The sequence below is a fragment of the Bacteroides sp. MSSM.1001136sp1_RTP21357st2_D2_RTP21359_211015 genome (assembly GCF_040913205.1).
Lineage (GTDB): Bacteria > Bacteroidota > Bacteroidia > Bacteroidales > Bacteroidaceae > Bacteroides > Bacteroides ovatus.
The window spans coordinates 71,480-86,167 of record NZ_JBDFVF010000023.1 but is presented as its reverse complement, the minus strand read 5'-3'; the positions used below and the strand labels follow the sequence as shown (position 1 = coordinate 86,167).

At 42.3% G+C, this 14,688-nt stretch carries 10 protein-coding genes; 5 read left to right on the top strand and 5 right to left on the bottom strand.

The features are described from left to right. Nucleotides 1-63 precede the first annotated feature (63 nt). The 5 genes from AB5217_RS15495 to AB5217_RS15475 all read right to left on the bottom strand — a co-directional run bounded on the left by AB5217_RS15495 (nt 64) and on the right by AB5217_RS15475 (nt 5,851). The gene (locus tag AB5217_RS15495; protein ID WP_004307128.1) at nt 64-2,058 is read right to left on the bottom strand and encodes a carbohydrate-binding domain-containing protein; all 1,995 of its coding nucleotides are present in this window, start codon (nt 2,056-2,058) and stop codon (nt 64-66) included. 18 nt (nt 2,059-2,076) lie between these two features. After that, nucleotides 2,077-2,856: a DUF2490 domain-containing protein gene (locus AB5217_RS15490; protein WP_004307129.1), complete on the bottom strand. Its 780-nt coding sequence runs from the start codon at nt 2,854-2,856 to the stop codon at nt 2,077-2,079. 4 nt (nt 2,857-2,860) lie between these two features. Then, nucleotides 2,861-3,535 (bottom strand): DUF4956 domain-containing protein, encoded by a 675-nt coding sequence (locus tag AB5217_RS15485; protein ID WP_004301013.1) that lies wholly within the window; start codon nt 3,533-3,535, stop codon nt 2,861-2,863. Between the two features lie 17 nt (nt 3,536-3,552). After that, the gene (locus AB5217_RS15480; RefSeq protein WP_004307130.1) at nt 3,553-4,332 is read right to left on the bottom strand and encodes a polyphosphate polymerase domain-containing protein; all 780 of its coding nucleotides are present in this window, start codon (nt 4,330-4,332) and stop codon (nt 3,553-3,555) included. 667 nt (nt 4,333-4,999) lie between these two features. After that, nucleotides 5,000-5,851, bottom strand: a complete 852-nt coding sequence (locus AB5217_RS15475; RefSeq protein ID WP_004301017.1) for a helix-turn-helix domain-containing protein — start codon at nt 5,849-5,851, stop codon at nt 5,000-5,002. Between the two features lie 237 nt (nt 5,852-6,088). Between AB5217_RS15475 and AB5217_RS15470 the strand changes: the two genes are divergently transcribed. The 5 genes from AB5217_RS15470 to AB5217_RS15450 all read left to right on the top strand — a co-directional run bounded on the left by AB5217_RS15470 (nt 6,089) and on the right by AB5217_RS15450 (nt 14,686). Further along, complete coding sequence (locus AB5217_RS15470) at nt 6,089-7,453, top strand: DUF4925 domain-containing protein (RefSeq protein WP_004301019.1); 1,365 nt, start codon at nt 6,089-6,091, stop codon at nt 7,451-7,453. A 33-nt stretch (nt 7,454-7,486) separates the two neighbouring features. Next, nucleotides 7,487-8,863 (top strand): DUF4925 domain-containing protein, encoded by a 1,377-nt coding sequence (locus AB5217_RS15465; RefSeq protein ID WP_224440854.1) that lies wholly within the window; start codon nt 7,487-7,489, stop codon nt 8,861-8,863. 39 nt (nt 8,864-8,902) lie between these two features. Then, nucleotides 8,903-11,749: a TonB-dependent receptor gene (locus AB5217_RS15460; protein WP_004321615.1), complete on the top strand. Its 2,847-nt coding sequence runs from the start codon at nt 8,903-8,905 to the stop codon at nt 11,747-11,749. A gap of 296 nt (nt 11,750-12,045) precedes the next feature. Next, entirely contained in the window at nt 12,046-13,299 is a 1,254-nt protein-coding gene (locus tag AB5217_RS15455; RefSeq protein ID WP_004307134.1) for a DUF4925 domain-containing protein, read from the top strand. A 28-nt stretch (nt 13,300-13,327) separates the two neighbouring features. Then, nucleotides 13,328-14,686, top strand: a complete 1,359-nt coding sequence (locus AB5217_RS15450; RefSeq protein WP_032843857.1) for a DUF4925 domain-containing protein — start codon at nt 13,328-13,330, stop codon at nt 14,684-14,686. Nucleotides 14,687-14,688 lie beyond the last annotated feature (2 nt).

Here is a 14,688-nt window from a genome sequence, read left to right as displayed (position 1 = left end):
ACCGAACCTGTTTTATCACAAATAGAATCGACCAAAGAACGGATTTCGACGGTAAACTGCTGTTTACCATCCCCATCCACCAGGTCCATGTCCACCGCCTCCACCACCGGGCTGGCCACCGCCGGAAGTGCTGCCGACTTGTGTCACCATCGAACTGGCAGTAAATGTTGCCGCCTGCGTGCCACCGGAATAAGTGGCTCCCGAATATAACCCGAAGAACTCGGAACCACCGGAAACCGTTCCTCCTTTTGAGATAGTATAACTACCGCCCGAGGTCAGATTCGGACTACTGAACAATACCGTCATTTGAGAATAAGCACGGGGAATCTGATAGGTCAGTACGCTGGTTCCGTCGGCCGACTGGATATTCAGTATTTCTCCGTTACTTCCCGAACCGCCATAGATCACAGTGCGTTGCGTACATACACTTGATGTAGGTGTACTTGTTCCTCCTCCAATACCCAGAACAATCCCCCCGGTAATCTTAAAGGTATTCTGATCGCAATCGAATCCGTCTTCGGGAGAAGTAGTACCCGACGATACGATCACTCCCCCCGTAATGGTCAACGTACCATTAGAGTCAATGCCGTCATTTCCGGAACTATAACAATAAATATTGCCACCATTAAGAACAATGCTGTTACTTGCATTCATACAGTCATCGTAACAAAGCGCGGCAACTGTACCCTCATTGACAGTCAACACACTTTTACTCTCGATACCCTCACTACCTTCCCCACCGGTAGCCTTCACAAGCACCGTTCCTCCATTGATTGTCAACGCACCGTCCGCTTTGATTCCTTTTGCCGACGAGTCGAGCTTGCCATATACACACTGCGTACCGGTAGTTATCACTTTCACCGTGCCGTCATTGATGGTAATCGAACCGTCACAGTTGATACCTTTACCGGCTCCACCTGTACTCTGAATAGCGATTTCCCCTCCTGTAATCAGGATATTTCCGTCACATTTAATTCCTGCACACGAACTTAAATCATTATCTTCATAAAGAGCGGTTTGAGAAGTGAATGCAGTCAGCTTTCCTCCGGAGATGGTCAGGTTACCATCACAGGATATTCCTTTGGAGGCTGCTCCCGCCACTTGTGCCTGAATAGCACCGCCACTGATTACCACATCCAGACAGGATTTCAACCCATGCGCTTTATTATCCGTTGTAGAGAGTTTTGCAAAGCCTCCGGTCATCGTAATTCCTCCCTCTTCACACTGAATAGCATCGCCGTCTGAAGATATATTCAGTATTCCGCCGCCGATAATCACAGATTCATTGGTATGGATTCCATCTTTTTTGGCCGAAACTACCGTAATATTACACCCGCTACGGAAACGCACATAATCATCGCTTGTGATGGCATGTTTATAATTTCCGGTAACTGTGAGTGAACCGCCTCCACTGAAAATGAGCTGCCCCTCACTGAACAGACAGGCTTTCATATCCTCTCCATCAGTAGTTGCCGTATAAGAAGACCCATCTGTCAACACATTCGTTGTTTCATCCGCGCATACCACAAACACACGTTTGGAAGACTGGATATTAATGGCAGCACCTACCGGATTGAGTATAGACACCCCCGCCAGTGATAATTTGAATTTCTTTTCGCTGTATACCTTGAACGAGCCGTTCGTAGTAGTCCCGTTCAACACATACTCTACTCCGCTGACCGTAGAATTGACCACAATATGCGCCCCATTGGAAGATACTTCCACTCCGGAAACTCCATTACCTACCGTGGCAGTCGTTCCATTATAGGTAATCGTCACCACGGAGGCAAATTGGGAGTTCTCTATAAAATCATCATCGGAAGTGACCGTTTCCGACATGCTTCCATACGTCGTCCTATCACTTTCATCAAAAGCGATTGTAAATCCCAATAAGTCTTCCGATCCCTCGGGAATCGTCGGGTTGGGCTGACTGCTTCCTCCACCTCCCGAACCTTCGACCAATATTCCTTCCTGATCGCCGAAATCGAATGATTCCGTCGTACAATTCACCAACAACAGCAATAAAAGCGGTATCCAAAACAACACTATTCTTTTCATAATTTCTCGTTTTATATATTAAAACTTAAATGAATATCCTGCACCGATCACATGCCCGTTTGCCTCATCGTCGTCTGCCTTATTCTGATACAGATAATAAAAATCGAGAGCATGTTTCTTACTTAGTTTCCATTCCGTCCCCAATGTCCATCGCAACTTTTCAAAAGCACCGATCTCATTCAACGAATATGAAAGTTCACATGAAGTATAAGGCGTAAAAGCACATTTACGTATATTATATTCCACCTGAAGACGGGAACGAAGCACATTTTTTCCTTTTCCACTGATATATTCATCATTCTTCACACTCCCGTCATCACCATCGAATTTGGGAACCGACTGACTGGGACGATAAGTATATTGCCACCGTTCACGAAGGGAAAACGTGAAGCGGCGCCAGTCCACCTTTCCTGTTAATGACAAGTTTACACGATGTTTCGGCTGCCAATATTCGGGGATATAGTTTCCTTTTTTAGTGACTTCCATCGGATGGTAATAATGAATAAACGTATATCCTGCGGATGCTTTCAGCCAACGAAACATCTTATAGGAAACACCTGCCGAACCCGACCAGCGTTCCACCGTCTGCAATCCGTCTCTTGTACGGAATTCACCTTCCAGAGAAGCATCGAAACCGGAGAATATCTTTTTCTTCACTTCCGCACTGGTCCACACGCCGAAATCATCTCCCTGTGCATAACTCTTCCCTGCCATACACAACAATAACAGGCAACCAACCAGGTATCTGCCTGTATCCCAGAGTCTCTTCTTACTTTCTCTGCCTGACTTATCTTCCATTTCCTTATTCATTTTCTTTAGGTAAGCGGGTCAACGTATCAATCGTATTTATCTCATCTTTCAGCGGTTCATAGTAGATTTTCAGCATGGCTGTATCCCGTAAAAAATCGATATGTCCCACTTCCACACGAACAATGTCAAGTCCTGTCCGTTCGCGGAGATCGCGCAATAAGTCCAATTCTCTTTCGGGTTTTATCAGTTCTATCCTGTCATATTGAATCAATTTACAGGAGATATGTTTCAGCCAGCGATTGCTTTCGCAAAGCCATATACTGACAATGAAAAGCAAGTTGGTACATACCAGTTCGGCATAACTGATTTCTACGGCAAGAGCATTGATTACCGAAATGGCAATGATAACAAAAAGATAAGTCATCTCACGCACGGGCATTGACTCGGTCCGATAGCGAATGATACCGAAAATGGCAAATAAACCGAGCGCAAAACCTATTTTCAGTTTGACACTTCCCAATAAGAAAATCATCAGGAAAATGCTGATGCTTATCAGCGTAAAGGTGAAATAATAATCACGCCGTTTGCTCTTGGGGTAATAAAACAGATGAATAATGCAGGATACCACCAGTAAATTGAAGCAGAATCGCAACAACAATTCCAGGAAACCTGCGCTATCCATCAATGGTGTTTCTATTAATGTAATATCACTTAGTTCATCAAACATATTATTCAGGTTTTATATTAAATATTCATTAGTTGCTTCTTTGCTATCTTCTGTGCCATTCTCAACTTGGGTTTAAACCGATTATATTTTAAGTTCCCGGCTGTGAGTACGGTTCCCACACAATATTTACTAATTCCCGAAGGCCGCACATGCAGTTCGCGCAGTATTTCACCGATGGGTGAATAAGTTCTCCCGTCGCGCTTCAGTTCTATGATGGCAAGATTTTCCAATCTTGCTTCTGTTCCGGTTATGAGATGATGGAAATGCACACCGGTATCGATGGTCAGCCGTTCTGTCATTGCCTTATTCACCAATGTAATACGATGAAAATGATTTTCCAGTAGAAGTTTCAAGGTAGACAACTCATACCAGGCATAATTGCGAAGAAACTCTTCTCCTCCATCCTGACGCAACGAGTTTACTCCTTGTACCCGGATCCGCTTTTTATCTGTCCTCCCTTTATTATTCTTATTTTTCACTTCCAGGAAAGTCAGACCGGAAGAGACATACGTCCTTACACGGATTTTCTCACGGATCACTCTTCCGTTTTGATGAGCCAGATACATGGCGTAATCGGGAGTGTCGAGATAGGTAGTGTGATAAACTATATTCCGTTCTCCCTGCACCTCCTGCACACGATAACAGTTACTTGCCCGTTGCAATACGTCCATCAGGGCAGAGAGTGAAACGATATACTTTGTGTCGGTACGGTTCATCAAACGGATGGTACTCATCTCTTCCAAAGAAATGGAGGAGAAAGCGGAAAGTGCGGTGGTCACATTACATGTCTCGTTCATATTCATAGGGGATTAGAGTAGCAAATGTTACAATACTGTAACAAATGTATGACAGAGAAGCAGAAAAAGGAAAAAAAATCAATGAACGGGGGATTCTTATCGGTGAATCGACTGTATTACAGCAATAAACAGTTCTGTTCTATTTTTAAGATTCTATTATTCAGCAATGGTCATGAATCGAATCAAATAGAAAATAAAATGCCTAATTTAGTGCAAGAATATGCACATCACCCCCCTTATTATGCATAAATAAAGGATAAACAGACCGTTTTTCATTGTATGAAAACGTCCGTTCTTTTAATGAAAGGTATCCTTGGTCGGTGAGGAACGCCTCCTTGCTCACCGACCAAGCTACCGTTCATCGGTGAGCAAGGATTTGTAGATTGAAATAAGAGTCGTTTCCAAGCTATTTCACTTCTAACTTCGCTGATTGCTGATCTGGCAAATAGCTATACATCAGAAAAAGAGAGATTCATTTATTCCGATTCTGACGTAAGATTAGTGCAAAAAGAATGATTTATCAGCAAAGTGCTACCTTTTCACATTCTTCAAACAAACATTTAAGCTCCTTTTGAATTGCTGCCCTCACACCGGTTCTAATTAAAGCAGGGAAAATGTATAAAACATCCTGTTTTTATGTATAGCCCAATTTTAAGCAAACAAAGATTTATTTCTCGCGATATTCCAGCGGAGTCATCTTCACCTGTTTACGGAAGTATTTATTGAAAAAGGAATGATTGTTAAAGCCCAAAGAGAATGCTATTTCTTTTACCGGCAACCGGGTGGTTTTCAGTTGTGCTTTCGCGTTCATGATAATAATCTCCGTGATGATTGCCAACGGACTGTATCCGCTTGCTCTCCGAATTGCACTAGAGAAATGCGCTGCAGTAACTCCACACTTTTCTGCATAAAATGCCACTTCATGCTCACTGGTATAATGAGCCATCAGCAGCTGTATAAACTGCCTGTACAACTCCTGCTCTCTTCTCAAAGGTTCGTCAAGCTTCCTGCCATAGCGTTTATACAGTTCTTTCGTTCCCTGTAAGAAAATAGCCAGTATGGAGCGTATTATGTCTTTATTTTCCAATGAATGTGGAAGTGTATAAGCACGAATCAGCAAAAGATATACATTTCGATACAAGCCGGCAATATCGTCTTGCAGAGAAATGACAGGGCTATTTAAGATCATAGGCATAGAGTCTAGCAGGATTTCCACATAGTTGCCGGAAAGCATAAAATCGGATGAAAAACCGGCAAAAGAAATGCGGGTATCAGACGAAACTTCGTGTATCTGAATAAACGAATTAGGAAGGACAATTACAAAATCATTCTTACGAATGACAACCTCCAACAAATTAATGGTAGCTTTCACCATCCCTTCGGTACAGAGTACAAAGACACCGGCTTTTATTTTGCATGGGAAATTACTGTAATAGTTTAAAATATCCCCAGTGATACTATCATCTGCTATAAAATCAATCGGAAGGTCAAATTTGGGAAAGGAGTCGTTTATTATCATCGTCTAGTTTTTTAGTTTATCAAAAATATCCATTCCATCCGAATTCCAAACAAAGAGTTCAAAAATGGTATCTTATATCTTACAAACAGAACATTGTTTTCTTCTTTATTAGGAGTGTTTTTTAGAAAATAACAAAGATAGAACATTGAATCCCAAGAATGGAGCTTGACGGCAGTCACCTATTCACCGTACTTTGCACTGTTTTAAATAATACATTAAAATAAAACCTAAAAGAGAATGAGAACTTTGAAAAAACTTCTTTATGTAGCTTGTACAGCTTCCCTCCTTACATCTTGCGAGGAAACCTATAATGACAAGCTATTCTGGCCGGGAGAGCTCAACCAGGAGTATGGCTCATACATCAAACCAGCCACTTTAGACCTGACCTACAGCGGAGAAAAACTTGTTGGAAAAACTGTCGATTTCAAAACAGACGACAGTGAAAAAGGAACCATCACACTGAACGACATTATTCCGGGAGAAAAAACAACTCCTATCCAAATCGATTTATGCGAACAGGGAGATTCCTATACATTCAGTGGAAAGAATATCACAATGAAAGGGGCAACGGTGACATACAGCGGAACCCTCACTCCGAAAACGATGAAACTGGATTTGAATGTAGCAATGCCACAAAGTAAATGGGGAAAAAGTTACGGTTTATCCGGCTTTACGAAAGGCAAGAAAATGATTGTCGGAACCAGTGGAGGACAATACGTATGGAAAGAATCATCGAGTGAAATATTGACCGGAGCATTCTATGTCCATCTGGACGATGTAGAATTAACCAAATCGGGCAGCACACTGTTCATGAGAATGAAACTGGTTCAGAATGCGCTTTGCTATTTCATCCCGCAACTTCTTCAATCAGTCACCTTGCAACCCGACGGTAACGTGATCGCCAATTACACTACCAGTCCGGTATATATTGGCAGTATCCCTATCAGTAACATAGATCCCGATAAAGATACGGGGACGATTGCCCTATTTGTCATCAAGTTCATGCTTGGTACATTAAAAGAGAGCGACATTACCAGTGTGCTGGCAGATCGCACATGGGCGGCTTCCCCCATCAATCTGATTACCTGGGCAGCAAACAACGGACAGATTAAGATGAACCTCAATCTGCCGGCCATCATCGGTCTGACTACCCAGGACGGTGAGACTCCCATAGATCCGGGACTGATTTCAGGCATTACGGAAGCTCTTGCCAAGTCGAACCCTATTCAATTGAAAAAGTTGCTTGGAACTTTAAATGCCATACTCGACAATCAGTTCCTCGGCATCATTGCTAATATGGATGATGCTAGTTTCCGGCAAGTATTCTACTTGCTGACCGAGGGCATTGTCTTTAACATAATGGAAGAAGAGAACGGGCATACCAATCTTTATCTGGCCAAAGAATCGACCACGGCTTTCATTCAGTTATTACCCGGATTGCAGCCGATAGTGGAAGGATTGCTTCCGGAAAGCATGGCGAGCAATGCGACCTTCAAGAATCTACTCGGATACCTCATGGCAAATGACGAGAATGGATTGCCTTACCTATGGAATTCTGCCAATACGATTGATTTGGGACTAGGCCTTTTACCCCCGAAATAAACATCAACCATGAATATGAAAGAAATAAAGAATATGAAGAAATTATCTATACTATTTATAAGCAGCCTCATCGGAACGGCAGGTTTGATGACTTCATGTAGTGAAGACTATCCAGGACCGGACCCGGTGGACGTAACAGCGAATTACTCGAATAAATACTTGAGCAAATCCAACCTGACATTAACTTATGATGGGGATGAAATGACTGGCAAAGCAGTCGACTTCAGTACAGTGAAAGGAGAAACGGCTAATGTTACTTTTTATAATGTATTTCCCGGAGAAGAAACACTCAAACTGACTGATATACCTATTTCCGGAGATGCTAACGGTTACTCTTTTTCCGGCAACGGCACGGGAAATTTAACCGGCAGTACCTTTAATTATAGCGGACGTGTAGAAAACGGCCAGTTGACAGTGAACCTGACCAATATAAAGATGGTGAACAGCGCACAAATGGCCAACACTTATGCACTTAGCGACATCATATACGGCAGAGGAAAGGATATGATCCGCAATTCGGATACCGGCCTGTACGAATGGGGGGAATCCGATGGTAAAATGATTGCCGCACCTCTTTATGTAGACATGGATATTGAACTAAGCAGTGATGGCAGTTTCCTTTATGCGGTCATGACAGGGCTGGTGAAAGGAATGGGTGGTTATCTTCTGGCACAGCTTCTCGATAACGTCACCTTACAACCTAACGGATACATCACAGCCAATTATACAACGGATGAAATGATGCTGGGAGAGCAGAAGTTCAGTGAAATAAACATGGAAGATCCCGAATCTATGAATAAAGTCGCTACATTCGTTATGTATAAGTTATTCTTACCTTATCCGATGGGAGGTTTCCAGCAACAGGATATTATCAATGCCACGGAGGGGGTAAACCGGATTTATGCTCCATCTCCCAAAGGACTGGCCTACTGGTATATGAAGAACGATCATTTCTATCTGAAACTGGATCTTCCGGCAATTATCATTCAAGTCATGAAATCGCAGGGGAAAAGTATCGATCAGAATCTGATGGCTTTATTGACAGACGCTATCCTGAATTCAGATCCGGTTCAACTCAAGAATATATTAAGTACTATCAGCGGTCAACTGGATAATTCCATATTATCCATGCTGGCAGGTCTGGATAACGCCACTTTCCAAATGCTGTTCGGCTGGATAAAAGAGGGAATCCCCATGCAAATGGAGAAGAAAGACGGACACACTTATCTGTACGTAACCAAAGATGCATTGACTCCGTTCATTCCTTTCCTCCCCAGTCTGGAACCTTTGATGGCAGGTATTCCCAATTTTGGTCCGATGCTGTTCGACAGTTATATCATGCCGCTTTATAAGGGTTGGTCTACCATCACCAAACTGCATATAGGTATAGACCTTACAGTCAACAACTAATAAGAAGCACCTTTCTATAAACAAGAAAATACAAGAACAATGAAGAAAATATATATTCTAACTTTGCTACTATGCTTCATCAGCTTTGGGAACAGTTTTGCTCAAACGCTGAAAGGACATATATATGACGCTAAAACCAATGAGCCATTAGTAGGAGCAGCCGTTACGTACAAATTACAAGGTAATCAGGGAGTCGTGTCGGACATCAACGGGGCTTATGAAATCAAACTGCCCGAGGGCGGAGTCGATCTGGTCTTCAGTTATGTGGGCTACGAAGATGTGCTGATGCCTATTGTGATCGACAGACGTGAAGTAGTGACCAAAGACGTTTACATGAGAGAAAGCACCAAACTACTGGAAGAAGTAGTGGTCAGTGCCGGACGTTTTGAACAGAAACTCAGTAACGTTACCGTTTCTATGGATGTAGTGAAAGCCGGTGATATTGCCCGTCAGGCACCAACGGACATTTCTTCCACACTCCGTACATTGCCCGGCGTAGACATCGTAGACAAACAACCGTCTATACGTGGCGGCAGCGGATGGACTTACGGAGTGGGTGCACGCAGCCAGATTCTGGTGGATGGAATGAGTACGCTAAATCCCAAAACAGGAGAAATCAACTGGAACACCGTGCCTTTGGAGAATATCGAGCAGATTGAAGTTATCAAAGGAGCTTCCTCCGTACTGTACGGTTCGTCGGCTCTGAACGGTATTATCAATATCCGTACCGCACGTCCGGGATTGACTCCGAAAACACGTTTCAGCGCATACGTAGGTATCTATGGTGATGCGGAAAATGACGAATACCAATGGAGTGACAAGAGTTTCTGGAAAGAGGATAAATATTCGGTCAAACCTATTTTACGCGGAAGTCTTCTTAGTGGTGTCCGAAACCCAATTTACGAAGGATTCGATCTCTCCCACTCCCGTCGTATAGGTAATTTTGATGTCAGCGGGAGCATGAATCTTTTCACCGATGAAGGATACCGTCAGCAGGGATACAACAAGCGTTTCCGTATGGGAGGTAACCTTACCTATCATCAACCGGACATGGGAATGAAACTGTTGAACTATGGTTTCAATATTGATTTCCTTTCCAATCAATATGGAGACTTCTTTATCTGGCGTTCGCCGACAGAAGTGTACAAGCCCTCTCCTTTTACCAATATGGGACGGGAGGACAACAACTTCCATATCGATCCGTTTATCAACTACGTAAATCCGGAGAATGGTACGTCACATAAGATTAAAGGCCGTTTCTATTATAGTGCCGACAATATCGTGCGCCCCAGCCAGGGAGCATCCATCGGTGATATTCTGGGAAATATGGGAACAGACGCCCAGACTATTCAGAATATTGCAGGCGGTGATTACAGTTCGCTCTATCCGGCCTTGGTCGGTATCGGTTCGGGACTTATCAACGGAAATCTGGAAGATGCCATGAATGGAGTATTTACCTCATTGGGCAATATTTTCCCGAATGCAACAACTGCCGATTATTGCGATCTGATCTCCTGGGTGATGGACAACGGGGTACCCGGTGATTTGGGCGGACTTGCGAACGGACAATTACCGAGTGATCTGATCCCCTGGGTATCCGGTATGCTCAACCCAACACGAAACACTCCGAAAACGCAGACTGACAAAAGTACGAACTACTATCTCGACTATCAATTCAACAAGAAATGGGACAGTGGTGCGCAAATCACTACGGGAGCCACTTATGAGCATGTACGTTATGATTCCGCCATCATGGACGAGGTCTATAAAAGCGATAACATAGCCGCTTTCTTCCAGTATGACCAGCGTTTCTGGGATCGCTTAAGTGTATCTGCCGGTGTACGTGCCGAATATTATCGGGTGAACAATCATCATCGTGAAGCGGAAACAAAGATCTTCGGAACCAAGGTTCCATTCCGTCCGGTGTTCCGTGCAGGATTAAATTATCAGTTGGCCGATTACAGCTTTATCCGTGCCAGCTTCGGTCAAGGTTACCGTAATCCGTCCATCAATGAAAAATACCTGCGCAAGGATATCGGTGGAGTCGGTGTTTATCCGAATCTGGACATTAAGCCGGAAAAAGGATTTAACGCGGAATTGGGGATTAAGCAAGGATACAAAATCGGTAATTTCCAGGGATTTGTAGATGTTGCCGGATTCTATACACAGTATAAAGATATGGTTGAATTCCAGTTCGGCCTCTTCAATAATGCCGATTATACGATGATTAACAGTATCGGCGATGCTGTCCGAATGTTAACTGACGGTCAAGGTTTCGGTATTGGAGCACAGTTCCATAACGTATCGAAAGCCCAGATCTACGGAGTGGAAATCTCGACAAACGGTGTTTATAACTTTAATAAGAACACGAAGTTGTTCTATAATTTAGGATATGTATATACTGAACCACGCGATGCTGATTATCAGGAGCGCAATGCGGTAGAAGGACTTTATACCGATCCTCTTCAGATGAAAGAGAAATCGAACACAGGTAAGTATCTCAAATATCGTCCGAAGCATAGCTTCAAAGCCACGGTAGATTTCCAGTGGAAACGTATCAATCTGGGTGCCAACGTTGCCTGGAAGAGCAAAATCCTCGCTGTGGACTACCTGATGATGGATGAACGTCCGAAAACACAACTTGACCTGATGGATTATGTTCGTGGCGTTGCTTTCGGCTATTCCAAAGGAGAAAGTCTGGCGAGCTACTGGAAAAAGCACAATACGGACTATGCCACCGTTGACATGCGTCTTGGAGTAAAAGCCACGAAAGAGGTTGCTTTCCAGTTTATGGTAAACAACTTGCTGAATAAGGAATATAGCTATCGCCCGATGGCAGTTGCCGCTCCACGTACTTTTGTTGTAAAGATGGATATTACATTCTAAACTTTCCGCAAGAGTCGGAAATAGAGAAGAAAAAAACGAACGGTTTCTCACCTGTGAAAAACAGGTGGGAAACCGTTTGCTTTTTTAGAGCTCTCTTCATTCTCTTTTTACAGCCATTCTTAAAAGAAGAACAATCAATATTAAAAATAGAACACATTTATTTTCTCATTTTAAGCACTTTCGCCATACACAATTAAAAATAGAACATTAAAATAAAAAACAGACCTTGACAATAAAGAATTGTTAGTCGAACTTTGCAAAGTTTTATTAAATACGCAATAAAAACAAAAAGCAAAATGAGAAACCTACGAAAACTATTTTATGTAGCTTGCGCGGTATTTTTCTTTACATCATGCGAAGAGACTTACAATGACAAGCTATTTTGGCCGGGAGAAATTAGTCAGGAATATGGCTCGTATATTAAACCATATACGCTAGACCTAACCTACAGTGGAGAGAAACTCGTTGGAAAAACTGTCAGTTTCAAGACAGGAGATAGTGAAACGGGAACACTGACACTGAATGATGTGATTCCCGGAGAAAAGGAAACTCCTATCAGTCATATCCAACTGTATGAGAATGAAGAGAAAGGGTATTACACTTTCAGCGGAACAAATATCACGATGGGAGGAGCTACGGTGAAATACAGCGGTAGCATTACTCCGAAAACGATGAAGCTGGATTTGAATGTGGTAATGGCTGATCCCCAAAAGCTGGTTAACAAATACGACTTCGCTCTTTATGAAATGGTTCAGGATCTTACGAATGAATTTCATCCTGTACAGTACAAAGGTGCCTGTTATTTCGATATGAAACCTAAAGAAGGGATAGGAACTGACGAAGCTTCATTAATGTATCTCTTAGGTAACCTTGCCCCGGGTATTCTTCAGACGCTCATACCTCAATTAATAAAAGATATCAAACTGGAAAAGGATGGTACTATTACAGCATATTACTCTTCAGATCCAATAAATGAAGAGTTACTGTTCTTACCTTTGAATGGCGATGAAGCAGAAGTTGTTCAAAAACAAATTCAAACCGTTATAGAAAACCGTACTTATGAGAAATCTCCTAATGGACTAGCTTATTGGGGACAAGCCAATAACAAGTTAATATTAAAACTAAATATTCCCGCAATCATTACAGAAATCATTAAGAATAGCCAGCAACAGATAGATGGTGAGCTTATCAACGGGATTACTGAAGCCATTCTCAAAACGGACCCCATTCGCCTCAAAAGTCTGCTTTCCACTCTTAATGCAATTGTGAATAATGATATATTAGGTTACTTGGTAATGGTGGACGATGCCTCTTTTACCGCTTTATTCAATTGCATCAAAAATGGTATTCCCATGAATATAACCCATACCAAAGATGGACATACCTATCTATACCTGGACTATCAGACATTAACTCCTGTCATCAACATACTATCCGGAATTAAAGTCGATTTAGGAGGACTTTCATTGGATTTGGCTATGATTGCTGAACAATGGAAACTCATGCAATTATTCAATTTAGGATTGGACTTAGTTCCATCGACCAAATAATTACCAATCACTATAAAAGAGAATGATAATGAAAAAGATTTCACTTATAATATCGCTTATATTCACGAGTGTAACAGGAATACTGACTTCTTGTAGTGAAGATTATCCAGGCCCCGATCCTGTAGACGTAACGGCCAATTATTCCAATAAATTTTCGAATCCGAATCCTACCTTGACTTTGGTATACAACGGCGAAAATATGACTGGGAAATCGGTAGATTTCAGCACAGTAAAGGGTGAGACAGCTAATCTTACTTTTTATGATATTCTTCCGGGAGAAAAGGCATTAAAGCTGACTCATATACCTCTCACAGGAGATGCAGAGGGATACTCTTTTCAAGGCAAAGGCATCGGTACTACCACCCAAAGCACCTTTAATTATGAGGGACGCGTAGTGAAAGGCAGACTTATATTAAATCTGGCTGACGTAACGATGGCAAATGCTAATTTATGGGCTAAGAACTATCGTTTCGCAGATGTAGAGCATGGAACAGGAAAGGTTATTGCAGATGAGGGAAATGGATATCAATGGGAAGAAAAAGATGACAAGATGACTTCATGTGCCATTTACTTCAGATTTCCGGAAACAGAAGAAGCCACAGAAACCAGCTACAACGGTCAAAACATGGGAAGTGTTCTGCAGGGATTATTAGGATACTTGTTGCCTTGCATCCTGAAAGATATAACATTGGAACCGGATGGAAATATCATTGCCAATTATTCGGGAGATGCTTTTAACGAGGAAAACAAGGATTTATTTATCGGTAATGTTCTGACTGCCTTTTTAAATATGGATATAGAGGACCAGGATATGATTACGGATGCCATTAAAGATTATCAATATACGACTTCTCCCAAAGGATTGGCATACTGGTTTCAAAGGGATGGCAAGATTGTTATAAAGCTCGATCTGCCGGCAATCATTTCACAGGTTGCTTCCGGCAGTGGAAAAGTGATCGACAAAAACATCATAAGCTCCATCTCGGATGCCATCTTCAGCATGGATGCCTTAAAACTTAAGAGTCTTCTGAAAACAGTAAACGGTCAATTGCAAAATGAGATTCTAGGTTTTATCGTTAGCATGAACGATCAATCTTTTGCAACGTTCTTTGATTGGTTATCAAACGGAATACCTATGCACATCAAGATACAAAATGGTCACTCATACATTTACCTTGATAAAGAAGGAATAGCTCCGATATTAAAGCTTCTTGGAGATTTTCATCCCATAGTATTAAAAATGCTGCCAAGTTTATTACCACCGGAAATGGCCGGACTTGCCGGATTTCTCGAACCGCTAATAGATATGCTATTTATCACTTGGCCGGAATGTGCATTGCTAGTTCAAAGTTTTGACTTGGGACTCGATCTCGTACCTCAAAATTAATA

Bases quoted from the DNA above. Each gene is read 5' to 3' on its own strand.
- AB5217_RS15455 (WP_004307134.1), top strand. From the start codon at position 12,046: ATGAGAAACCTACGAAAACTATTTTATGTAGCTTGCGCGGTATTTTTC.
- AB5217_RS15480 (WP_004307130.1), bottom strand. From the start codon at position 4,332: ATGAACGAGACATGTAATGTGACCACCGCACTTTCCGCTTTCTCCTCC.
- AB5217_RS15475 (WP_004301017.1), bottom strand. From the start codon at position 5,851: ATGATAATAAACGACTCCTTTCCCAAATTTGACCTTCCGATTGATTTT.
- AB5217_RS15450 (WP_032843857.1), top strand. From the start codon at position 13,328: ATGAAAAAGATTTCACTTATAATATCGCTTATATTCACGAGTGTAACA.
- AB5217_RS15460 (WP_004321615.1), top strand. From the start codon at position 8,903: ATGAAGAAAATATATATTCTAACTTTGCTACTATGCTTCATCAGCTTT.
- AB5217_RS15485 (WP_004301013.1), bottom strand. From the start codon at position 3,535: ATGTTTGATGAACTAAGTGATATTACATTAATAGAAACACCATTGATG.
- AB5217_RS15495 (WP_004307128.1), bottom strand. From the start codon at position 2,058: ATGAAAAGAATAGTGTTGTTTTGGATACCGCTTTTATTGCTGTTGTTG.
- AB5217_RS15465 (WP_224440854.1), top strand. From the start codon at position 7,487: ATGAAGAAATTATCTATACTATTTATAAGCAGCCTCATCGGAACGGCA.
- AB5217_RS15490 (WP_004307129.1), bottom strand. From the start codon at position 2,856: ATGGAAGATAAGTCAGGCAGAGAAAGTAAGAAGAGACTCTGGGATACA.
- AB5217_RS15470 (WP_004301019.1), top strand. From the start codon at position 6,089: ATGAGAACTTTGAAAAAACTTCTTTATGTAGCTTGTACAGCTTCCCTC.